Below are 23,204 nucleotides of genomic sequence, written 5' to 3'. Positions count from 1 at the left end.
TTCGATTCAAAAGGAGTGACAAGATGGCGCTTCACGTGATTGCTTCCCTGTTCCTGAAACCCGAACACGCGCAGGCCGCCGAGGCCGAACTGCGCAGCATGGTCGCGAAGACGCGCACCGAGCCGGGCAACCGCCGCTACGACCTGTTCCGCGAGCAGGACGGTTCGCCGAACCTGCACCTGTACGAGATCTACGACGACCAGGCCGCGTTCGACGCACACCTCGCGAGCCCGTATTTCGGCGAATTCCGCACGAAGTCGGCCGACTGGTTCACGGCGCCGCCCGTCATCAAGGTGCTGTCGGGCATCGACGTGGCCGAGTAACACCCGCTTCACCGCCGCGGCTCGCCCCACCCGGGCCGCGCGGCACCCGTCGTGCGCAGCGCGACGGCGATGACGACACCGCACGGCGCCGCGTTCGCGCCGCTCCCCCAATACAACGGCCCCGGAGGCTGAATGGTCACCCTCAACATCAACGGCGAAACCCGCACGGTCGACGCTCCCGACGACATGCCCTTGCTCTGGGTGCTGCGCGACGTCGTCGGCCTCACCGGCACCAAGTTCGGCTGCGGGATCGCGCAATGCGGCGCGTGCACCGTGCATCTCGACGGTGTCGCCGCGCGTTCGTGCGTGCTGCCGGTCGCGGCCGTCGCGGGCCGCAAGATCACGACGATCGAAGCCGTCGGTGCGACGCCGGCCGGACACAAGGTCCAGCAGGCCTGGCGCGAGCTCGATGTCGTCCAGTGCGGCTACTGCCAGTCGGGGCAGGTGATGGCCGCCACCGCGCTGATTGCGTCGAACCCGAACCCGAGCGACGCCGACATCGACGCGGCGATGGCCGGCAACATCTGCCGCTGCGGCACCTACAACCGGATTCGCGCGGCCGTGAAGCAAGCCGCGAAGGGAGCCTGACATGTCACGCGGACTGATCGAAGCAGGTCGGGCCGGCGCGGGCGTGTCGCGCCGGTCGTTTCTGAAACTCGGCATGTCGCTCGGCGCGGCGGCCGGCGGTGGCTTGCTGCTCGGCTTCAGCCTGCCGGCAGCGGGCGACGACGCGCGGCGCTCGGTAATCGGCGGCGATGCGGCCGAACCCGCGCAGCCGGGCGTATTCGCGCCGAACGCGTTCGTGCAGATCGACCGCGCCGGCAAGGTCACGCTGGTGATGCCGAAGGTCGAGATGGGGCAGGGTGTCTATACGTCGCTGCCGATGCTGATCGCCGAGGAACTCGAAGTGCCGCTGTCGAGCGTGACGCTCGATCACGCGCCGCCGAACGAGAAGCTGTTCATGGATCCGCTGCTCGGCGGCCAGCTCACCGGCGGCTCGACGTCGGTGCGCTATGCGTGGGAACCGATGCGCCGTGCGGGCGCGACGGCGCGCACGCTGCTGGTCTCGGCGGCCGCGAAGCAATGGAACGTCGATCCCGCCAGCTGCCGCGCGGCGAACGGCGAAGTGCAGCATCCGCCGAGCGGCCGCCGTGCGTCGTACGGCCAGTTGGCCGATGCTGCGGCGAAGCTGCCGGTGCCGAAGGATGTCGCGCTGAAGAAGCCTGAGGATTTCAAGCTGATCGGCACGCCCGCGAAGCGCCTCGATTCACCGGAGAAGGTCGACGGCACCGCACAGTTCGGGCTCGACGTACGCCTGCCCGGCATGCTGTACGCGGTGATCGTGAACAGCCCGGTGTTCGGCGGCACCGTCGCGAGCGTCGATGACACGGCCGCGAAGAAGATTCCCGGCGTGCGCCAGGTCGTGCGCGTCGACAACGCGGTCGCGGTGGTCGGCGATCACACGTGGGCCGCGAAGCGCGGCGCATCGGCGCTTGTCGTGAAGTGGAATGAAGGCGCGGGCGCGAAGGTCTCGACGAAGGATCTGTTCGCGGATCTCGCGCAGGCGGCGGCGAACGGCAAGGGCGCGGTCGCCCGCAAGGAGGGCGACGTCGGCAAGGCCTTCGCGAACGCGAAGACGCGCGTCGACGCCGTCTACGAACAACCGCTGCTCGCGCACGCGACGATGGAGCCCGTGAACTGCACGGTGCACGTGCGCGCCGACGGCTGCGAGATCTGGGTCGGCACGCAGGTGCCGACGCGGGCGCGCGATACCGTGCAGCAGCTCACGAGCTTTCCGCCGGACAAGATCGTCGTGCACAACCACCTGCTCGGCGGCGGCTTCGGCCGGCGGCTCGAAACGGACATGATCGGCCAGGCCGTGAAGGTCGGCAAGCAGGTCAATGCGCCGGTGAAGGTGATCTGGACGCGCGAGGAAGACGTTCAGCACGACATGTACCGGCCGTGCTACTACGACAAAATCTCGGCGGGCCTCGACGCGAACGGCAAGCCGGTCGCGTGGCAGCACCGGATCGTCGGCTCGTCGATCATGGCGCGCTTCGCGCCGCCGGCGTTCCAGAACGGCGTCGATCCCGATGCGGTCGAGGTCGCGGCCGAGCTGCCGTACGACCTGCCGAACCAGCTCGTCGACTACGTGCGCCAGGAGCCGCGCCACGTGCCGACCGCGTTCTGGCGCGGCGTCGGCCCGACGCGCGGCACGTTCGTCGTCGAGAGCTTCATCGACGAACTGGCCGCGCAGACCAAGACCGACCCGGTGCAATACCGCCGCGCGCTGCTCGACAAGACGCCGCGCGCCCGCAACGTGCTCGACGTCGCGACGAAGGCGGCCGGCTGGGGTGCGTCGCTGCCGAAGGGGCAAGGGCGCGGTGTCTCGGTGATGCACGCGTTCGGCAGCTTCTTCTCGATCGTCATCGACGTCGCGGTGGACGGCGGCGAGGTGCAGGTCAAGCGCGTCGTGTGCGCGGTCGATTGCGGGATGTTCGTCAATCCGAACACGATCGAGGCGCAGGTGCAGGGCGGCATCATCTTCGGGATCACTGGCGCGCTGTACGGCGAGATCACGATCGAGGACGGCCGCGTCGTGCAGGGCAACTTCACCGACTACCGGATGATGCGAATCAACGAGACGCCGCCGATCGAGGTTCATCTGGTGAAGAGCGGCGAAGCGCCGGGCGGGATCGGCGAGCCTGGCACGGCCGCGACGGCCGCGGCGCTGTCGAACGCGATCTTCGCGGCGACCGGCACGCGGTTGCGCAAGCTGCCGGTCGGCAACCAGCTGAAGACGGCTTGAGGGAGACACGATCATGCGAAACCTCACGCTGAACACGCTCCGCGCCTCGCTGCTTGCATTGTCCGCGCTGCTGGCCGGCACGGCTGCACACGCGGCGGAAACGGCGCCGGCCGACAGCGCGCTCGTCGCGCGCGGCGCCTACCTCGCGAAAGCCGGAGACTGCGTCGCGTGCCACACCGCGCCGCGCGGCACGCCGTTCGCGGGTGGCCTGCCGATGGTCACGCCGATGGGCGCGATCTACACGACCAACATCACGCCCGATCCGGAGACGGGCATCGGCCGCTATACGGAAGCCGAGTTCGCCGGCGCGCTGCGCAAGGGCGTCGCGAAGGACGGTCACAACCTGTATCCGGCGATGCCGTATCCGTCATACGCGAAGCTGAAGGACGACGACGTGAAGGCGCTGTACGCGTACTTCATGCACGGCGTCGAACCGGTGAAGCAGGCGAACCGGCCGTCGGACATCCCGTGGCCGCTCAACATGCGCTGGCCGCTCGCGTTGTGGAACATGGTGTTCCTCGACACGACGCCTTATGCCGACAAATCGGACAAGGACGCGATGTGGAACCGTGGCGCGTATCTCGTGCAGGGGCTCGGGCACTGCGGGTCGTGCCACACGCCGCGCGGCGTCGGCTTCCAGGAGAAGGCGCTCGACGAAGGCGGCGCGGCGTACCTGTCGGGCGCGCCGATCGACAACTGGTTCGCGTCGAACCTGACCGGCGAGCACAACACGGGGCTCGGCCGCTGGAGCGAGGCCGATATCGCGCAGTTCCTGAAGACCGGCGCGAACCGGCACGCAACCGCGTTCGGCTCGATGGTGAGCGTGATCAACCACAGCACGCAGGCAATGACCGACGACGATCTGGCCGCGATGTCCCGATACTTGAAATCGTTGCCGGCCGCAGGCGGCACGGGCGCGCCGCCGTACAGTTATGATCCGAAGGCGACGCAGGTGGCACTGGGCCGGCCGGCAACCGACCCGGGCGCGAAGGTGTATAACGCTTACTGCCTGCATTGCCACGGCGTGGACGGGCGCGGTTACGCGCCGCTGCTCGCGCCGCTCGCCGGCAATCCGAACGTGCTCGAGGCCGATGCATCGTCGCTGATCAACGTGACGCTGAACGGCAGCGATACGCTCGTGATCGGCGGTGTGCCGTCCGCGTATCCGATGCCGGCGTTCTCGAACCAGCTGAACGACCAGCAGATCGCCGACGTGCTGACGTTCATGCGCGCCGGCTGGAACAACGGCGCACCGGCCGTGCAGGCGGCGGACGTCGCGAAACTCCGCAAGGCGACCGCGGCCGCGCACTGAGCGCGGCGCGATGCGGAACGACGGCAGGCCGGCGTGCCTGCCGTCGAGGCCCCCGGGTGCGTGCCAGCCCCGGCGGCCTCGCTCTTTCTGTCAACCGGCGTGCGGCCGTTCGCGGCAGCGCGCGTTTTATCGACGCAATGTAGGGGTGTCTGGATGGCTAACGTGACTTATACGGATACGCAACTGCTGATCGACGGCGAGTGGGTCGACGCCGCGAGCGGCAAGACGATCGACGTCGTGAACCCGGCGACCGGCAAGCCGATCGGCAAGGTGGCCCACGCGGGCATCGCCGATCTCGACCGTGCGCTCGCCGCCGCGCAACGCGGCTTCGAAGCATGGCGCAAGGTGCCCGCGCAAGAGCGCGCGGCAACGATGCGCAAGGCGGCCGCGCTGGTGCGCGAACGTGCCGACGCGATCGCGCAGCTGATGACGCAGGAACAGGGCAAGCCGCTCACCGAAGCACGCGTCGAAGTGCTGTCGGCGGCCGACATCATCGAATGGTTCGCGGACGAAGGCCGTCGCGTGTACGGCCGGATCGTGCCGCCGCGCAACCTCGGCGCGCAGCAGACGGTCGTGAAGGAGCCGGTCGGCCCGGTCGCGGCGTTCACGCCGTGGAATTTCCCGGTCAACCAGGTCGTGCGCAAGCTGAGCGCCGCGCTGGCAACCGGCTGCTCGTTCCTCGTGAAAGCGCCGGAAGAAACCCCCGCTTCGCCGGCCGCGCTGCTGCGCGCGTTCGTCGACGCCGGCGTGCCGGCCGGCGTGATCGGCCTCGTGTACGGCGATCCGGCTGAAATCTCGTCGTACCTGATCCCGCACCCGGTGATCCGCAAGGTCACGTTCACGGGTTCGACGCCGGTCGGCAAGCAGCTCGCCGCGATGGCCGGCCTGCACATGAAGCGCGCGACGATGGAACTGGGCGGCCACGCACCGGTGATCGTCGCCGAGGATGCCGACGTCGCGCTCGCGGTGAAGGCCGCCGGTGGCGCGAAGTTCCGCAACGCGGGCCAGGTCTGCATTTCGCCGACGCGCTTCCTCGTGCACAACAGCATTCGCGACGAATTCACGCGCGCGCTGGTCAAGCATGCGGAAGGGCTGAAGGTCGGCAACGGCCTCGAGGAAGGAACGGCGCTCGGCGCGCTTGCGAACCCGCGCCGCCTCACCGCGATGGCGTCGGTCGTCGACAACGCACGCAAGGTCGGTGCGCGCATCGAAACCGGTGGCGAACGGATCGGCTCGGAAGGCAACTTCTTCGCGCCGACCGTGATCGCGGACGTGCCGCTCGAAGCGGACGTGTTCAACAACGAGCCGTTCGGCCCGGTCGCGGCGATCCGCGGCTTCGACAAGCTCGAGGATGCCATCGCGGAAGCGAACCGTCTCCCGTTCGGCCTGGCCGGCTATGCGTTCACGCGTTCGTTCGCGAACGTGCACCTGCTCACGCAGCGCATGGAAGTCGGGATGCTGTGGATCAACCAGCCGGCGACGCCGTGGCCGGAAATGCCGTTTGGCGGCGTGAAGGATTCGGGCTACGGCTCGGAAGGCGGGCCGGAAGCGCTCGAGCCGTACCTTGTCACGAAGTCGGTCACGGTAATGGCTGTCTGACGGTCGGTTGACCGTGCGCGCGCTGCCGTCGGTGCGGCGCGCACGAACGAACGGCGCAGGCCGGGCCTCATGCCCGATCTGCGCCGTTTTTCGTTGGTTTTCACGATACGGGGGGGGGGGGCGATCCCGCCTTCAGTCCGGCGTCGTCACCAGCGCCGCGGTCTGGCCCAGCCAGTCGGCCGGATCGCCGCGATGGTAGATCTGCTCGGACGGCTCGATGTTGTCGATGAAGCGCTGGTAGATCACCGCGCGCCGAGCCGTGGCGATCGGCGCGAGGAGGGCGGCGGCGCGCACCGGGTCGCAGCCGGGCACCCGCGCCAGCCATTCGCGATTCCAGTGCGTCTTGATCGCCGCCGCGTATTCCCGCGGCACCGCGTCGAGAAACGCCGACTGGTCGAGCAACGGGTGGCCGATTCCGCTGTCGCCCCAGTCGAGCAGCGTGAGCGCCGATCGCGTGCCGCGAAAATTGCCGGGATGGCAGTCGCCGTGCACCAGCGTATTCGGCAGTCCGCACGCGTCGAGCGCGGCGAGCCGCGCCGCCAGCCCGTTCACGAAACGAAGCAGCGACGCACGTTCGTCGCCCGACAGTGCGTCGCCGTTGCGTGCGACGACATCGGCGATCTCCTCGGACAGATCCGCGCGACTCCAGTCAGGCAAGCGCATCGTGCGCAGTTCGTCGACGCGGTCGATCCATGCAGCCTGCAGGTCGACCAGCAACGTCACCATGTCGAACAGTTGCGGCAGTGCGGCATCGTACTGGTCGTCACCCGGAATCTCCGCGAGCAGGATGCGCCCGCACTCATCATGACCGAGCAGCGTCGGCACGCGCCGGTCGGCCAATGCCGTGATGACGCGGCCCTCGTGCCCCAGAAACGGCGGCACCACTTTCAGCCAGGCCGACTGGCCGCCGATCGGGATGCGCCACACGCTGGACAGGTTCCAGGTCCGCACCTGCACGGGCCGGGCGCTCGCCGACAAGCCGCGATCGGCCAGCACGCGCGCCGCCCAGCCGAGATCGGCCGCGGGGCCGCCCGGCAGCGCGTAGCGCTGGCGCAATGAATGGGGCTCGATGTTCCCGGTCCAGCAATCGGCCGGAACGGGCGACGCAATCTCGGCCAGGTAGGTGACTTCGCCGCCGGGCGCGCGCTCGCGAACGGTTTCCAGCAAACGCAGGATCGTCACGTCGACGCGATGGCGTTCGCGCGCGGCTCGCACGACCGATTCCACTTCCTGCCACCACGGGATCGCGACCGGTATCGGCGGCAGGCAACCGACCACCGTGCCATCGGGCGTCACCAGCACGAGCCGCGCAACGCGCGGCGGCGGTACGGCCGGATCGAGGGTCCCCGTTATCGTGCTCATGTCGCTCCCGACAGCATCCGTTGACTGTGCAGGACGAGCTTATCCCGATTCGCGCATGCCTGACCGTGCGGTTGCCAGTCGCGCGACTCAATGCCGGCTGCTGCCGCGATAGCTTTCGACTTCGGCGTCGTACGCGGCCAGGAACGCCTTGCCGAACACCGACGCGAAATCGTCCTCGATCGCGAACACCGTATCGCGATGGGTCGCCGCATAGCGATCCCACATCCGCGCCTTGTACAGCGTCGGCACGCGCTTCTCGTACCAGCGCATCGCGTCGTCGCGTTCGCGCAGCCGTTGCGGCGAAAAGCGCGTCAGCAGGTCCATCAGCGCGGCGCGCATGCCCGCGACCATGCCGATCTGGTGCGCGTGCAGATCCTGGAACGCATCGTTGACCGCGCTCTGCGGCGACATAAAGCCCGGCAGCGGCAACCCGAACATCTGCCGCAGCACGGCGCCACCGTCCGGCAGCAGTTTCAGCGGGTTGTTCTCGCGATCGAGCAGCATCGTCATGTGCGCCTTCACCTCGCGCTTCAGGATGCTGCGCGACGACAGCAGCTCGACGGTGCCGTTCGCGAACAGCGCCAGCAGCTGGCCCGCGATGTACAGCTGTTCGGCCGACCACTGGTGCGATTCGGCGGCCACGTCGAGCCCCGCGCCTTCGAAGAACGCGTTCAACAACTCGTCGGGCGTCGGCGGCGCCGGCGTCGTGCGCGTGGCGTGTGGCGCCGGCTGGTCGGCTGGCCGCGTGTCGGCATGCATGGCCGCCGGCTGAACGCGCACGTGCTGCGTCCACTCGGGCGCGTGGTCGGCCTGCGTCGCGTGCGCCGTGCCGCGATCCGCGTTGCCGCGATCGGCCGGCGACGCCGTGCCCGACGCGCCAGGATCGCCCGATGACTGCGCGAACAGGTCGAGTGGATCGATCGACAACTGGTTCAGGTCGCGCTGCGACGGCGCGGCGCGGTGCGCGGGCTGCGGCGCATCCGGGCGTGCGGGATCGCCCGGCCGTGTGCCGGCATCCGCCGCCTTGCCGCGTGGCGCGAGGCGATCCTGGAGCAGCCCCCACAGCCGGTTGCCGGCTCCCTTCGGCAAAGGCGAGGATGGCGCCGCGCCCGCCGCTCCCGCCGCGGGTGCATCGCGCTTACCGGCCGGCGCACCGGTATCGGGGGCCATGTCGATGACCGGCGCGACGTCGTCATCGTTGCCGTCGTCGCGCTCGGCCCGCAACACGTACGGCCCGATGCGGATGATGTCGCCGGTATTGAGCGGCCGCTCCTGCGCATAACCGACCGGTTCACGGTTCACCTCGATCGTCGACACGCTGCTCAGGTTCTTCAGCAGGCACGCGTCGTCGCCGACCTGCAGCAGCGCCTGCAGCCGCGAAATCTGCCGGGTGTCGTCGCGCAGCACCAGATGGTTGTCGGTCGCGCGGCCGATGGTGCCGCCCGGCGGATGAAACACGACGGCGTCGTAGGAGTCGTTTTCGACCGGCTCGCCGGCATGTTCGATCACGATCAGTTGCATGTCATACGTCGCTCGGTGGATGAAGCGCTCGCGTGGAAACCGGTTCGTTCAGGAGGCCGACGCATGCCTGCGGCGCGCGAATTCGAACGCGGGCCCCCAGATCGGATGCCCCTTCTCGGCGGGGGACAGGTCGAAGCGCGGGTTGAGGTCGAGAATCTTCGAGAACTCCGCGCGACATTGCGCGACGCGGTTCGTCACGCAGTAGCTGAACGCGAGGAGCTTGTGCGCGGCGACCTGCGTGTCGACGTCGGCGCCGTCGATCTCCTTCGCATGGTTCAGCAGCGCGATCGTGCGCCCGTAGTCGCCGGCGGCGTACGCGGTGCGCGCGCTGTCGACTGTCGCTCGCGCGGCCGACTGCGTCGGGGACGACGTGCTGCACCCGCCGGCCCCCAGCAACAACGCACCGAGGAAAAGAACGATCGATGAACGACCTTTCATTATTGAAATAAAAATTGTGGTTTTGGAGGGTGGCACACAAACGCTATTGGATTCTAGTGCCAATCATCGGCGCCGATATCGCTGTTACGTTTTGTTTCAACTGCCCGATCCGATTCCATTTCAGATTGAAAATAGACTACGAATTTCAGTGCTTGTTAAACCGGAAAAACGATCTATAGTTCGCTGTGTTTTTTGGATTCGTCAGTTGTTTTGTCAGGGCTCGTCAATGCACGAAAAAATGGGCCGTCCATTCGGGCGGAACGAATAGCCTGGCACACCGTCAGCGTCGCGAGCGCCCCTTGCTCGGCGGCCGGCCGGCTTATGCCCCGCGCCCATCCGACAGGTGTCCACGCAATAGAACCGGGCCGCCCAGGCGAACCGGTCGGATTAACTTTTTCCGTCAAATGCCAATCTCGACTCAATTGCCTGTCATCTGGAAAAATTGACTTTTTCGAATTCTGGATGATTTGACCCGGCTTTTTACCAAAACAATCTGCCGGAATAAATTGCAATGGAAGGATATGCGAATTACACAATTACCGATCAATTAATTGTCCCTTTTTTTGATCCGATCACCCGGTTTAGTCGTTGAAAACCGGCGAATGGCTATTGGATGGCGAGGGTGGAATATGCAATGGCGGTCGAGCAGTTTCATCGTATGGGGATGCGTGTTGCTGCTGCCGGGGTGCGGCGCGACGGAGCACGCGGCCGCGGTGCCGTATGCGATAACGGTCGACGTTGCGCCCGACGTCAACCCTGACATGAACCGCAAGCCGTCGCCGATCGTGCTGAAGGTGTTCCAGCTGCGTGCGGCGTCGGCCTTCGACAGCGCGGATTTCTTCTCGCTGCAGGACAAGCCCGAGAACGTGCTCGGTGCGGACCTGCTCGGCACCGACCGGGTGATCCTGCGGCCCGGCGAGTCGCGCACGCTGCACTATCGCGGCAACGTGGAGGCCGGCGCGATCGGCGTCGTCGCCGAATACCGGATGCTCGAAAAGAACCGCTGGCGGCTGACGGTGCCGTTGCCGCGCGCGAAGCAACTCAACCTGTACAAGTTCTGGCAGACGTCGCCGGGCGAGTTGAAGCTGTCGATCGCGGTCCGGAACGGCGGCGTCGCGCTGAACAATCCGCAGGGGCGCCCATGACCGAACCGACGATGTCCGCGACGCCGGTCGCGGCGCTCCGCCAGCGCGTGGTGTGGACCGAGGGCATGTTCCTGCGCCCGCAGCATTTCCAGCAGCTCGAACGGCACTGGGAACGCTATGTCGCGTTGCGCTGCCTGCCGCTGCAAGGCTTCTACTGGGGCTTCGACACGCTCGAGATCGATCGCGAACAACTGGCGCTCGGCAAGGTCGCGCTGCGCGCCGCGTCGGGCGTGATGCGCGACGGTACGCCGTTCGACCTGTCGCATCCGGACGACCTCCCCGAGCCGCTCGACGTACCGGCCGACGCGAAGGACCAGCTCGTCGTGCTCGCGCTGCCGCTGTGGCGCGGCGGCGGCGAGGAGGTGTCGTTCGGCGCGGGCGCGGCCAGCAGCGGCAACGGCAACGCGGACGTCGCGCGCTACGTCGTGCGCGAATACGAAGTGGCCGACGCGAACGCGGTCGCGCTCGGCCCTGCGTTGCTGCAGACGGGCCGCCTGAACGTCCGGCTGATGCTCGAAGCCGAGCTGACCGGCGACTGGCACGCGCTCGGCGTCACGCGGATCGTCGAGCGGCGTACCGATGCGCGGCTGCTGGTCGACGACGGCTACATTCCGCCGCGGCTCGTCGCGCAGCGCGATGCGGTGTTGCTCGCGTATGCACGCGAACTGCACGGGCTGCTCACACAGCGCAGCGAGGCGCTAGGGGAGCGGCTGTCGGAACCGGGGCGGGGCGGCGTGTCGGAAGTCGCGGATTTCCTGCTGCTGCAACTCGTGAACCGCTATCTCGCGCTGACCTGGCATGCGCAGCAGCACGTGTCGACGCATCCGGAAACGCTGTTCTGCGACTGGCTGAAGCTCGCGTGCGACCTGAGCACGTTCACGGCGGCCGGCCGGCGCCCGCAGTCGCTCGCGGTCTACGTGCACGACGACCTGCGGACGAGCTTCGCGGAACTGATCGCGGAACTGCGGCGATCGCTGTCGACGGTGCTCGAGCAAAACGCGATCCAGATCGAGCTGCGCGATGCGGGCAACGGCATCCGCGTCGCGACGCTGGCCGATCCGGCGCTGCGCGACACGGCCGGCTTCGTGCTCGCGGTGCGCGCGGACGTGCCGGCCGACAGCCTGCGCACGCGCTTTCCCGCGCAGGCGAAGCTGGGGCCCGTCGAGCGGATCCGCGATCTCGTGCAGTTGCAGCTGCCGGGCATCACGATGCGCCAGTTGCCGGTCGCGCCGCGCCAGATCCCGTATCACGCGGGCCATACGTACTTCGAGATCGACAAGGGCAGCGACCTGTGGAAACAGCTGGCGCGCTCCGGCGGTCTCGCCTTTCATTTCGCCGGCGAATTCCCCGGACTCTCGATGGAGTTCTGGGCGATACGCGGGTGACGGCGGGGCGACGCGATGAATTCTTCTTCCGATCCGATCTCCGCCGGCGCCGGCGGATTCGTGCCGCCGAATCCGGGCGGCATGCATCCGGCTGCCGCGGCGGGCACGACCGGCCCGACGGCCACGCAGCCGCGGCCGGGCCGCTGGGCCGCGAGCGGCACGAATCCGCTCGTCGCCGCCGCGAACCCGCTGCTCAACCTAGTGCCGCAGATCCGCTCGACCGTCCACCATCCGAATCCGGCGTGGCTGCGCGAGCATCTCGTCGTCGAGATCCGCCAGTTCGAGGCGCGCGCGCAGGAAGCCGGCGTGCCGTCGGAAGCGATCATCGGCGCGCGCTACTGCCTGTGCACGGCGCTCGACGAGGCGGCCGCGCTGACGCCGTGGGGCGGCAGCGTGTGGTCGTCGCACAGCCTGCTCGTGTCGTTCCACAACGAGACCTGGGGCGGCGAGAAGTTCTTCCACCTGCTCGAACGCCTGTCGCAGCAGCCGCGCCAGCATCTCGACCTGCTCGAGCTGCTGTATTTCTGTCTCGCGCTCGGCTTCGAGGGCCGCTATCGCGTGCTCGACAACGGTCCCGCGCAACTTGACGCGCTACGCCACCAGCTCGCGCTGACGATCCGCTCGGTGCGTGGCGAATTCGAGCCCGCGCTGTCGCCGCACTGGCGCGACGTCGTCACGCGCGATGTCGCCCGCCGGTTCGGCGTGCCGCTGTGGGTGTGCGTGGCGCTCGCGCTGCTGATCGGTTTCGGCCTGTTCGTCGGGCTGCGCATCGCGCTCGCCGGGCATTCGGACCGGCTGTTCGCGTCGATCGATGCGCTGCACGTGCCGAAGCTGCAGCCCGCGCAGGCGCCGCCGCGCCCGGCGCCAGCGCCGCGCATCGCGAAATTCCTGGCGCCCGAGATCGCGGCCGGCCTCGTGTCGGTGCGCGACGATGCCGATCGCAGCGTGATCGTGCTGCGTGGCGACGGGCTGTTCAAGTCCGGCTCGACGTCGGTGATCGACCGTTACGTGCCGGTGCTCGCGCGCGTCGCCGATGCGCTGGACAAGGTGCCTGGCAACGTGCGCGTGACCGGCTACACCGACGACACGCCGGTGCATACGGCGCGCTTCGCGTCGAACTGGGACCTGTCGCGCGAACGCGCGGAAGCCGTGCGCAGCATGATCGCCGCGCGACTCGATCATCCGGAGCGGCTCGCGGCGGAAGGGCGCGGCACGCTCGACCCGGTCGCGCCGAACGATTCGCCCGCGAACCGCGCGCTGAACCGGCGCGTCGAGATCACGCTGCTGCCGGCGCCCGGCAGTGCCGCCATCGGCGCAAGCGCGACGCAGGGAGCCAACTGACATGAACCAGGCTGTCGCGCGTTTCGTCCGGCCGTTGCCGTCGCGGGAAATCTGGACCTTTGCCGGTCTCGTCGTGCTCGCGTGCTTCGTGTGGCTCGCGGGCCCGCTGTTCGCGTTTGCGGAGATCCGGCCGCTCGAAAGCGGCTGGGCGCGGGCTCTGACGATCGCGGTGCTGTTCATCGCGTGGGGCGTGCGCGTCGCGTGGCGCAGCTGGCGCGCCGGCCGCCTCAATGCGCAGTTGCTGAACCAGCTGCGCGAGGCGGCGCCGGGGCCGGCCATCGCCGACGATCCGGCGAAGGCGCAGCTCGACGAGTTGCGCAGTCGCTTCGACGAAGCCGCGACGCTGCTGAAGAAGGTCCGCTTCGGGCAGGCCGATACCGTGCGCAAGGGCCTGCCGCGCTGGTTCGACCGGATGTCGCGCCAGTATCTGTACCAGTTGCCGTGGTACGTGTTCATCGGTGCGCCGGGTTCGGGCAAGACCACCGCACTCGTCAATTCCGGGCTCAGTTTCCCGCTCGCCGAACAGTTCGGCCGCGCGGCAATTCGCGGCGTGGGCGGCACGCGGCATTGCGACTGGTGGTTCACGAACGACGCGGTGCTGATCGACACGGCCGGCCGCTATACGACACACGAAGGCAATCGCGCACTCGACGAGGCCGAGTGGAAAGGCTTCGTCGACCTGCTGAAGAAATACCGCACGCGCCAGCCGCTGAACGGCGCGATGCTGACGATCAGCGTCGCGGACCTGCTCGGCGCGTCGGAAGCCGAACGCACGCAGCACGCGATGGTGCTGCGCAAGCGGCTGCTCGAACTGCGCGCGCAGCTTGGCATCCGCTTTCCCGTGTACCTGCTCGTGACGAAGGCCGACCTGCTGGCCGGCTTCGCCGAATACTTCGGTGCGTACGGCCGCGCGGAATGCGCGCAGGTGTGGGGGTTCACGTTCCCGCTCGCGCAGAGCGAAGCGCCCGGCTTCGACCTGCGCGCGGCGTTCGACCGCGAATACCGGCTGTTGCACCAGCGGCTGAACGACGGGCTACCCGAGTTGCTCGCCGCGCAGACGGACGCGCGCCAGCGCGAGATGACGTACCTGCTGCCGCAGCAGATCGCCGACCTGCAGGACATGCTCGGCCAGTTCGTCGCCGAAGTGTTTTCGGTGTCGAGCTACGAGCCGATGCCGATGCTGCGCGGCGTCTACCTGACGAGCGGCACGCAGGAGGGCACCGCGTTCGATCGCGTGATGAGCGGCATCAAGCGCTTCCTGAAGATCGAGGGCGTGCCGCCGGTCGCTCAAGTCGGCTCGACCGGCCGCAGCTTCTTCCTGAAATCGCTGTTGCAAGAGCACATCTTCCGCGAAGCCGCGCTTGCCGGCAGCGACCTGCGCTGGCACCAGAAGCGGCGCGTGCTGCAGTTCGCCGGCTACGTGCTGCTCGCGCTGGTGTGCGTGGCCGTGCTGGCCGCGTGGCTGCGCAGCTATGCGAACAACCGCGCGTATCTCGACCAGATCGCCGCGCGCGTGCCGGCCGTCGATTCGCAGATCGCCGGCGCGAAATTCTCCGATGCGTCCGACATCGCGCGGTTGCTGCCCGTGCTCGACGCGCTCGGCGGGCTCGCGAATGCGGGTGGTGTCGACCTGCAGCATCCGCCGCTCGCGTACCGGTGGGGGCTGTTCCAGGGCGAGAAGATCGACGAGGCCGTCGATGCCGTGTACCGGCGCGCACTCGAGGACGTGCTGCTGCCGATCGCCGCGAGCCGGATGGAAGCCGCGCTGCGCGACGCGCGGCCCGACGAAACCGAATATGCGTATGCGGCGCTGAAGGCGTACCTGATGCTGTACGACAGCGCACACTACGATCCCGCGTTCGTGCAGGCTGTCGTCGACCTCGAAATGGAGCGCTCGCTGCCGCCCGATTTCTCGCCGGTCGAACGCGCGGCGCTGCGCGCGCATCTCGCCGCGCTGTTCGGCGGCCGTGTCGCGGTGTCGCCGTATCCGATGAACGAGCGGCTCGTGGCCGACGTGCGCGACCGGCTGCGACAGGTGCCGTTCTCGCAGCGGCTGTACCGCCAGCTCACGCGCACGCTGCGTCCGGCGACGTCGGCGTTCGACTTCAGCGTCGCGCGCGCGGTCGGCCCCGATGCGTCGCTGGTGTTCCGCCGCCAAGGCGGCAAGCCGTTGTCGGAAGGCGTGCCAGGTTTCTATACGCGCAACGGCTATCGCAACGTGTTCGCGCCGCGCCTGGCCGGCGAGGTCGAAGCGTACGGGCGCGAGGAGGTGTGGGTGTTGAACCTCGGCCTGTCCGAGATCCCCGGGCCGAACGACGCGGCCGCATGGGCACGGGACATCCGCCAGCTTTACCTGAACGACTACCTGAAGATCTGGGACGACTATCTCGCCGACATCAAGCTGCAGCGCACGGCAACGCTCGCGCAGAGCATCCAGGTCGCGCGCGCGCTGTCGTCGGCCGACTCGCCGCTCACGCGGCTGATGGTGGCGCTTGCACGCGACACGGCGCTTGGCGACGCGCCGGGCGGTGCACGCAATCTGGCGTCGCGTGCGCAGGACAAGGTCGACGAGGCGCGCAGCTCGCTGTCGCAGATCTTCGCGGGGCAGGCCAGCGATGCGAATCCGTCAGCGGCGGCGCCCGCGAGCCCCGAACAGGTGGTCGACAGCCATTTCGCCGGGCTGCGTGCATTCGCGCCGGGCAGCGGCGACCAGGCCCAGGCGTTCAACGAGGTGCTGAAGTCGATCGACGCGCTGTACACGTACCTGACAGCCACCGACGATGCGCTGAGGAGCGGCGCGCAACCGCCGCCGTCGGACGCCCCCGCACGGCTGCGCGCGCAGGCCGGCCGCCTGCCGACGCCGTTCCGCGAAGTGCTCGACGATCTGTCGAACGTCGCGAACGGCAGCGTCGCGACCGTCGAGCAGCGCAGCGTCGCGCAGCGTGCCGGCGCGAACGTCGGCGACTTCTGCCGGCAGGCAATCGCGGGCCGCTATCCGTTCGCACGCGGTGCGTCGCGCGACGTCGCGCCGGCCGATTTCGCGCAGATGTTCGCGCCGGGCGGCCTGATGGACGACTTCTTCCAGAAAAATCTGCAATCGATCGTCGATACGACGTCGCACCCGTGGCGCTTCGCGAACCGCAATGCCGACGCCGATCCGTCGGCCGCGGCAATGCTTGCGTCGTTTGAGAAAGCCGCGGTGATCCGCGACGTCTATTTCGGCGGCGGCGCACGCACCGCGCAGTTGAAGGTGCAGGTCCAGCCGCTCGAAATGGATCCGTCGATCACCGAGATGGTGCTCGACGTCGACGGACAGATCGTCCGCTACGCGCACGGGCCGCTCGTGCAGAGCGCGCTCGACTGGCCGGGCCCGCGCGGCAGCAACCAGGTACGACTGCAGGTGTCGGGCCAGGCCGGTGCGGCCGACGGCTTCTCGACCGACGGGCCGTGGGCGCTGCACCGGCTGTTCGACCGCGCCGCCGTATCGGCCGGGCGCGGTTCGGACCAGATGATTGCGCGCTTCACGGTCGACGGCAAACCGATCGTGCTGCAGGTGAATGCGGGCAGCGTCCGCAACCCGTTCCGACTGCCCCAGATGGAGTCCTTTACATGCCCTCCGAAGCCATGAGCCCGACACCGCCGCTCGCGCGCGCCGACGGCGACGCGCCGGCCTGGTACGGGAAGATTCCCGGTGCCGGCGACTTCGTGAACAGCCGGCTGCCGCATGCGCTCGCGCAGTGGTGGGAACGCTGGCTTCAGCAGGGGATGGCCGCGATGCGCCAGCGCGGCACGGACGAGATCGAGCGCCACTACACGGTCGCGCCGGTCTGGAATTTCCTGATCCCGGCGGGTGCCGGCGCATCGTGCGTGCAGTCGGGCTGCCTCGCGCCGAGTTGCGATCGCATCGGGCGCTATTACCCGGTGATCGTCACGCTACCGATGCGCGCGGCCGACTACTGGAACGGACTGCCGGACGCCGCCGACACGTACTACTGGCAGGTCGGCCACGCGCTGCTCGACGCGATCCGCCACGCACGCGCACCGGGCGACCTCGAGCGGACGCTCGAACGCGTGCGGCTCGCGCCGGGCGTCGGTCGCGACGCGGCGGACCTCGTCGAAGGCATGCCGGCGGCGCTGCCGGAGCGACCGGCGGCACCGGCATGGCCGGGGCTGTCAGGCTATTTCGATCCGCACGGCGGCACCAGCTTCTGGTGGACCAACCGCGCCGACGGATCGCCGCTGCGCACGCATGCGCACACCGGCACGCCCGACAACGCGTTGTTCCTGGCGCTGTTCGGCGGCGGCTAGCGGCCTGGGTGACGGCGGGTGGGCCGCCGCGCGCGGCAGGCGGAAAGGATGCGGTTTCGAGAGGTGGTGGAGATGAAGGACGCTGGATCGAGAGACAACGAGCATGACACGGCGACACGCGGCGACGCATCCGAATTCACGGTGCGGCCGCTGCCGCTCGGCCATCGCCTCGGCGAGTTGCAGCTCGACGAGGTGCTGGGCATCGGCGGTTTCGGCATCGTCTATCGCGCGTTCGACCGCACGTTGCGGCGCGCAGTCGCGATCAAGGAGTACATGCCGTCGATGCTCGCGACGCGCGGCGGCGACTACACGGTGTCGCTGCGTTCGGAGCGGTTCGCGCAGGCGTTCGATGCGGGACGCGGCGCGTTCCTCAACGAGGCGCGCCTGCTCGCGCAGTTCGATCATCCGGGGCTTGTCAAGGTCCTGCACTTCTGGGAAAGCCACGGCACCGCGTACATGGTGATGCCGTTCTACGAAGGGCGCACGCTCAAGCAGCTGCTCGACAGCGGGATGCGGGTCAGCGAGACGCAATTGCGCAATATCGTCGGTGCGCTGCTCGGCGCACTCGACACGCTGCATCGCGCGCAATGCTTCCATCGCGACGTCGCGCTCGACAACGTGCTGATCCGCCCGAACGGCAGCGCGATCCTGCTCGACTTCGGCGCGGCGCGCAAACGGATCGGCGACATGGTCGACGACGGCGCGATGATGATCAAGCCGGGCTACGCGCCGATCGAGCAGTACACCGACGATCCCGCGTTCAGCCAGGGGCCGTGGACCGACCTCTATGCGCTCGGCGCGGTGATGCACGCGATGATCACTGGCGAATTGCCGCCCGCGGCCGTCGTGCGCAGCATCAAGGATACGTACCGGCCGCTCGCGTCGCGCGAACTGCCGGCCGGCGAGGTGTACAGCCCGGCGTTTCTCGCGGCGGTCGATCATGCGCTGCAGTTGCGGATTCAGGACCGGCCGGAATCGGTCGCGGCGTTCGCGGCGGAACTCGGGTTGCGGGACTTCGACCGGACGGGAGTTGGGTATGGCGCGGCAGCCGCGCCGCTGGCGGGAGATGCCGGCAAGGGCCGGGAGGGGAAGGCAGATGCTTCGACGGCTTCCGCTGCGTCGGCGATCGGCGAGGGCGGGACGGCTTCGGACAAGGCCGCAACGCATGTGCCTTCGTCGAAGTCAGCGCATCCGGACGAAATGTCGACGCCGTCGGAAACCGCCTCCGCGTCGTCAGCCGGGTCCGGCGCGAAACCGGAGCCGGAAGGGTCTGCTACATCGAAGGCGGCCGCACAAGGCGCTGCGATGGGCGCTACCGGAACACTCGCGGCTTCGGCGGCAGCGCATGCGGCAAAGCCTGCTCAATCCGATGCGCCGGACGGAAATGCCGAACGTGCGAAGGAACCGCCGGCAGCCAGCAGCGCAACGCACGACGATCCCGGCACGCGAGCGCCAGGTGCCGACGCCAGGATCGGCAACCGTGACACGGCACCAGAAGTTGGAAATACCAACAGCCATGCTGACCAGCTTGCCGGTGCCGCAGGTGCGAATACGTCGCGGCCTGCCGCATCGGCCGCGTCGCCCGGCGGCACATCACCGCCGACCGGCACCCCGCGTGCGGTGGCGCCGGCCGGATCACGCAGCCGCCGCGTGCCCGTCTATGTCGGTGGCGCAGTCGTTGCGCTGATCGCCATCGGCCTCGCCGCAACCTATCTGTCGCGGCCGGCCCGTGTCGCGGACGACACAGCTCCCGCCGCAAGCCAGCCGCTGGCCGGCACGTCACCGCCCGCCAGTACGCCAGCCGCGACGCTGGCCCAGCAGGGGCCGACACCGACCGTCGTGCCGCCGTCGAGCCTGCCGGCCGGATCGTCCGCGGATGTTCCGCCGCCGCCGATCGCCGCCGCGCCGGCCAGTGCGCCTGCCGTCGAGGCCGCCGTGCCCGTGCCGCAGGTCGCGACGACCGTCACGAATCCGCCTTCGGCGCGGGCCGGTGCGAGTTCGACCATCGCCCCGGCCGGCAGCCTCGACGCATCGGAACGCGTCGTCAACGTCCCGCCGTCGGAAGCGGCCGCCGCACCGGCGACAACGCCAACGCCCGCGCCGAAGCCACCGTCGGAAACCGAGACGGCCGTCGCCGCCGTGAACGCGCCAACGGCGGAATCGCTACCGCGTCCGCCGAAGACGCAGGAAACCGTCCAGGTGCGTTTCAACGTGCGCCCCTGGGGCGACGTCTACGTGAACGGCGCACGGCGCGGCGCGAGCCCGCCGCTGCGTTCGGTGTCGCTGACGCCGGGCGTCTACGTAATCGAGATCCGCAACGGCGCGCTGCCGCCGTTGCACCGCACCGTCGCGATCGACTTCGGCAGCAAACCGGTCAACATCGACTATGCATTCGAATGACGTCAGCCAGGCGGCGCTGGCCGCCGCCGAATATTCCGCGGCATCGCCCGGCGTGCCGGCATCGCCGCGCGCCGACCTGATCGGCCGGCTGCTCGCGGACGTCGCGCCGGATGCGCCGTGCGGCGCGAACCTCGAATACGACGCCGAGTTCCTGCAACTGCAGGAACGCGCGACGCCGCGCGCCGAGCAGCAATACGGCGACACCGTGATCCCGGCCGAGGCGCCCGACTGGCGCACGGTCGAACGGCTCGCGCTCGCGTTGTCCACCCGCACGAAAGACCTGCGCGTCGTCGCCTGTCTCGCGCGCAGCTGGACCGAGCAGCACGGCATTCCCGGCTACGCGGACGCACTCGCGGTCGTCGCGACACTGCTCGAACAGCGCTGGGACGACCTGCATCCGCGGCTCGACGCCGACGGTGAGCCGGACCCGACGCCACGGACGAACGCACTTGCCGACGTGGCCGGTGCGCACGATTGCGCACGCGCGGCGCGCCGCCAGCCGCTCTTCGACGGCGGGCCGAGCGTGCGCGACGCCGAACGGCTGCTCGACGGCCGCGACGAAACGGGCGCCGCCGCGATCGGCAGCCGCGAAAGCCTGATCGCCGCGCTGTCGGCCGCACGCGACGACGGCACGACACCGCTCGACGCAGCGCGTGCCGCATTGCAATCGCTCGATGCGATCCGCACGTGCGTGGCGGACAAACTCGGCCGCGAATGGGCGCCCGATGAGGGCGATGCGGAAAAGGCGTTGCGCCGGATCGCGCAGGACGTGCCGCTGCCCGAGCCGTCGCAACGCCCACCGGACGGCGCGATGCCTGCACCGCAGGCCGCACCCGGCGGCACCGCACCGGCCGCGCAGGCGGCGATGTCGAATGCCCACGCGTGGCGCGATGCCGAAGTCACGAGCCGCGACGACGTCCGCATCGGCCTCGACAAGATGTGCCGCTATTTCGAGCTGCACGAGCCGAGCCATCCCGCGCCGCTGCTGCTGCGGCGCGCCCAGCGGCTGCTCGCGCTCGACTTCTACGAAATCATCCGCGATCTCGCGCCGGAGAGCCTGCCGAAGCTGGACCTGCTGAGCGGCGAACGGAGCGAATGAACCGAACGAAGGAAGCCGCCACGCGGGCGGCGGCAACGACTCGCGAAACCTGATCGAAGTGAAGGAGTGGACGATGACGGACAGAACCAAGGCAGCGGGCAGCGGACAGAAGTTCATCGCGCGCAATCGTGCGCCGCGCGTGCAGATCGAGTACGACGTCGAGACCTATGGCGCCGAACGAAAGGTGCAGCTGCCGTTCGTGATGGGCGTGATTTCGGACCTCGCCGGCAAGCGTGCCGAGCCGCTGCCGGATTTGCCGGAGCGCAAGTTTCTCGAGATCGACGTCGACAACTTCGACGAGCGGATGAAGTCGGTCGCGCCGCGCGTCGCGTTCCAGGTGCCGAATACGCTGACGGGCGAAGGGATGCTCAACGTCGACATGACGTTCGAGCAGATCGACGATTTCTCGCCGGCCGCGATCGCGCGCAACGTCGACGCGCTGCGCCGGTTGCTGGAGGCACGCACCGAGCTGTCGAACCTGCTGTCGTACATGGACGGCAAGCACGGCGCCGAACAGCTGATCGAGCGCGCGATCAACGATCCCGACCTGCTGAAGACGCTCGTGCGCGAACCGCGCGAACCCGCGCAGGGCGGTGACGCGACCCAACCGGAGGCCCGCGATGAATGATCCCGTCCAGTCCCGCGCCGACACGCGCCAGGCCGCTCAGCCCGCCGTCGTGCACGACGAGTTCGCGGCGCTGCTGCAGAAGGAATTCAAGCCGAAGACGGCCGAGGCGCGCGAGTCGGTCGAGCGCGCGGTGCGCACGCTCGCGCAGCAGGCGCTCGAACATACGGTCGGCATGACGACCGACGCGTACGGCAGCGTGAAGCAGATCATCGCGGAGATCGACCGCAAGCTGTCCGAGCAGATCAACCAGATCCTGCATCACACCGAGTTCCAGACGCTCGAAGGCGCATGGCGCGGGCTGCATTACCTCGTCACGCACACCGAGACCGACGAGTTGCTGAAGATCAAGGCGCTGCCGGCGTCGCGCACCGAGGTCGCGCGGATGCTGAAGCGCTACAAGGGCGTCGCGTGGGACCAGAGCCCGCTGTTCCGCAAGATCTACGAGGAGGAATACGGTCAGTTCGGCGGCGAGCCGTTCGGCTGCCTGGTCGGCGACTTTCATTTCAATCACAGCCCGCCGGACGTCGAAATGCTCGGCGAACTGTCGAAGATCGCGGCCGCCGCGCATGCACCGTTCATCGCCGGCGCGTCGCCCGAGCTGATGCAGATGGATTCGTGGCAGGAGCTGTCGAACCCGCGCGACCTGACGAAGATCTTCCAGAACACCGAATACGCGGCGTGGCGCAGCCTGCGGCAGTCGGAGGACTCGCGCTACGTCGGCCTCGCGATGCCGCGCTTTCTCGCGCGGCTGCCCTACGGCGCGCGCACCAATCCGGTCGACGAGTTCGACTTCGAGGAAGACACCAACGCCGCGAACCACGACCGCTACACGTGGGCGAACTCGGCGTACGCGATGGCGGCGAACATCAACCGCTCGTTCAAGCAGTACGGCTGGTGCTCGTCGATCCGCGGCGTCGAATCGGGCGGGGCCGTCGAAGGGCTGCCGAGCCACACGTTCCCGACCGACGACGGCGGCATCGACCAGAAATGCCCGACCGAGATCGCGATCAGCGACCGCCGCGAAGCCGAACTCGCGAAGAACGGTTTCATGCCGTTCGTGCACCGGAAGAACTCCGATTTCGCGGCATTCATCGGCGCGCAGTCGCTGTATCAGCCGGCCGAGTACCACGACCCCGACGCAACCGCGAATGCGCGGCTGTCCGGCCGCCTGCCGTACCTGTTCGCGTGCTGCCGCTTCGCCCATTACCTGAAGTGCATCGTGCGCGACAAGATCGGCTCGTTCCGCGAACGCGACGACATGGAGCGCTGGCTGAACGACTGGATCATGAACTACGTCGACGGCGACCCCGTGAACTCGTCGCAGGAAACCAAGGCGCGCAAGCCGCTCGCGGCCGCGCAGGTGGTCGTCGACGAGGTCGAGGACAACCCCGGCTACTACACGTCGAAATTCTTCCTGCGGCCGCACTACCAGCTCGAAGGGCTCACCGTGTCGTTGCGGCTCATCTCGCGGCTGCCGACCGCGAAGGCGGCGAACGAGTGAGCGGCGCGGCAGGCAACGATCGGCATTCAACAC

17 protein-coding genes are annotated in these 23,204 nt (G+C 68.6%); 14 read left to right on the top strand and 3 right to left on the bottom strand.

Annotated features, from left to right (window positions below; translation table 11 throughout):
- Positions 1 to 23 precede the first annotated feature (23 nt).
- From KEC55_RS19860 to KEC55_RS19840, 5 genes are all read left to right on the top strand, one after another.
- Positions 24 to 323 carry a putative quinol monooxygenase gene (locus KEC55_RS19860; RefSeq protein ID WP_006482784.1) on the top strand — a complete coding sequence of 100 codons (300 nt, stop codon included), beginning with the start codon at positions 24 to 26 and terminating at the stop codon, positions 321 to 323.
- A gap of 132 nt (positions 324 to 455) precedes the next feature.
- Positions 456 to 911 carry a (2Fe-2S)-binding protein gene (locus KEC55_RS19855; RefSeq protein WP_048244466.1) on the top strand — a complete coding sequence of 152 codons (456 nt, stop codon included), beginning with the start codon at positions 456 to 458 and terminating at the stop codon, positions 909 to 911.
- Position 912: 1 nt separating this feature from the next.
- Complete coding sequence (locus KEC55_RS19850) at positions 913 to 3,132, top strand: xanthine dehydrogenase family protein molybdopterin-binding subunit (protein WP_282509925.1); 2,220 nt, start codon at positions 913 to 915, stop codon at positions 3,130 to 3,132.
- A gap of 13 nt (positions 3,133 to 3,145) precedes the next feature.
- A complete protein-coding gene (locus KEC55_RS19845; RefSeq protein ID WP_282509924.1) occupies positions 3,146 to 4,444 on the top strand; it encodes a cytochrome c in 1,299 nt (432 codons plus the stop codon).
- Positions 4,445 to 4,597: 153 nt separating this feature from the next.
- The gene (locus KEC55_RS19840; protein WP_282509923.1) at positions 4,598 to 6,043 is read left to right on the top strand and encodes an NAD-dependent succinate-semialdehyde dehydrogenase; all 1,446 of its coding nucleotides are present in this window, start codon (positions 4,598 to 4,600) and stop codon (positions 6,041 to 6,043) included.
- Positions 6,044 to 6,175: 132 nt separating this feature from the next.
- Here the strand turns inward: KEC55_RS19840 and KEC55_RS19835 are convergent, their stop codons facing one another.
- From KEC55_RS19835 to KEC55_RS19825, 3 genes are all read right to left on the bottom strand, one after another.
- The gene (locus tag KEC55_RS19835; protein ID WP_282509922.1) at positions 6,176 to 7,405 is read right to left on the bottom strand and encodes a phosphotransferase; all 1,230 of its coding nucleotides are present in this window, start codon (positions 7,403 to 7,405) and stop codon (positions 6,176 to 6,178) included.
- 87 nt (positions 7,406 to 7,492) lie between these two features.
- A complete protein-coding gene (gene tagH / locus KEC55_RS19830) occupies positions 7,493 to 8,926 on the bottom strand; it encodes a type VI secretion system-associated FHA domain protein TagH (protein ID WP_282509921.1) in 1,434 nt (477 codons plus the stop codon).
- 48 nt (positions 8,927 to 8,974) lie between these two features.
- Entirely contained in the window at positions 8,975 to 9,364 is a 390-nt protein-coding gene (locus tag KEC55_RS19825; RefSeq protein ID WP_282509920.1) for a TssQ family T6SS-associated lipoprotein, read from the bottom strand.
- A gap of 629 nt (positions 9,365 to 9,993) precedes the next feature.
- On the opposite strand from KEC55_RS19825, the gene tssJ reads away from it, so the two are divergent.
- From tssJ to tssC, 9 genes are all read left to right on the top strand, one after another.
- Positions 9,994 to 10,509, top strand: coding sequence for a type VI secretion system lipoprotein TssJ (tssJ, locus tag KEC55_RS19820; RefSeq protein WP_282509918.1), 516 nt, complete (start codon positions 9,994 to 9,996; stop codon positions 10,507 to 10,509).
- Entirely contained in the window at positions 10,506 to 11,894 is a 1,389-nt protein-coding gene (gene tssK / locus KEC55_RS19815; protein ID WP_282509916.1) for a type VI secretion system baseplate subunit TssK, read from the top strand. The genes tssJ and tssK overlap by 4 nt, the downstream gene beginning before the upstream one ends.
- A gap of 15 nt (positions 11,895 to 11,909) precedes the next feature.
- Complete coding sequence (locus tag KEC55_RS19810) at positions 11,910 to 13,235, top strand: DotU family type VI secretion system protein (protein WP_282509914.1); 1,326 nt, start codon at positions 11,910 to 11,912, stop codon at positions 13,233 to 13,235.
- 1 nt (position 13,236) lies between these two features.
- Positions 13,237 to 16,863, top strand: coding sequence for a type VI secretion system membrane subunit TssM (gene tssM, locus KEC55_RS19805; RefSeq protein ID WP_282509912.1), 3,627 nt, complete (start codon positions 13,237 to 13,239; stop codon positions 16,861 to 16,863).
- On the top strand, positions 16,860 to 17,543 hold the full coding sequence (gene tagF, locus KEC55_RS19800) for a type VI secretion system-associated protein TagF (RefSeq protein WP_432626315.1): 684 nt from the start codon (positions 16,860 to 16,862) through the stop codon (positions 17,541 to 17,543). The genes tssM and tagF overlap by 4 nt, the downstream gene beginning before the upstream one ends.
- A gap of 72 nt (positions 17,544 to 17,615) precedes the next feature.
- Positions 17,616 to 19,943, top strand: a complete 2,328-nt coding sequence (locus KEC55_RS19795; RefSeq protein ID WP_282509908.1) for a serine/threonine protein kinase — start codon at positions 17,616 to 17,618, stop codon at positions 19,941 to 19,943.
- Entirely contained in the window at positions 19,930 to 21,042 is a 1,113-nt protein-coding gene (tssA, locus tag KEC55_RS19790) for a type VI secretion system protein TssA (RefSeq protein WP_282509906.1), read from the top strand. Before KEC55_RS19795 ends, tssA begins: the two co-directional genes overlap by 14 nt.
- A gap of 73 nt (positions 21,043 to 21,115) precedes the next feature.
- Complete coding sequence (tssB, locus tag KEC55_RS19785; RefSeq protein ID WP_114179939.1) at positions 21,116 to 21,670, top strand: type VI secretion system contractile sheath small subunit; 555 nt, start codon at positions 21,116 to 21,118, stop codon at positions 21,668 to 21,670.
- A complete protein-coding gene (gene tssC, locus KEC55_RS19780; RefSeq protein WP_282509896.1) occupies positions 21,663 to 23,171 on the top strand; it encodes a type VI secretion system contractile sheath large subunit in 1,509 nt (502 codons plus the stop codon). The genes tssB and tssC overlap by 8 nt, the downstream gene beginning before the upstream one ends.
- The last annotated feature ends 33 nt before the right edge of the window (positions 23,172 to 23,204 follow it).

This window comes from Burkholderia cepacia (genome assembly GCF_029962485.1).
In the GTDB taxonomy this organism is placed as follows: Bacteria; Pseudomonadota; Gammaproteobacteria; order Burkholderiales; family Burkholderiaceae; genus Burkholderia.
This window is presented reverse-complemented; position numbering and strand designations above follow the sequence as displayed.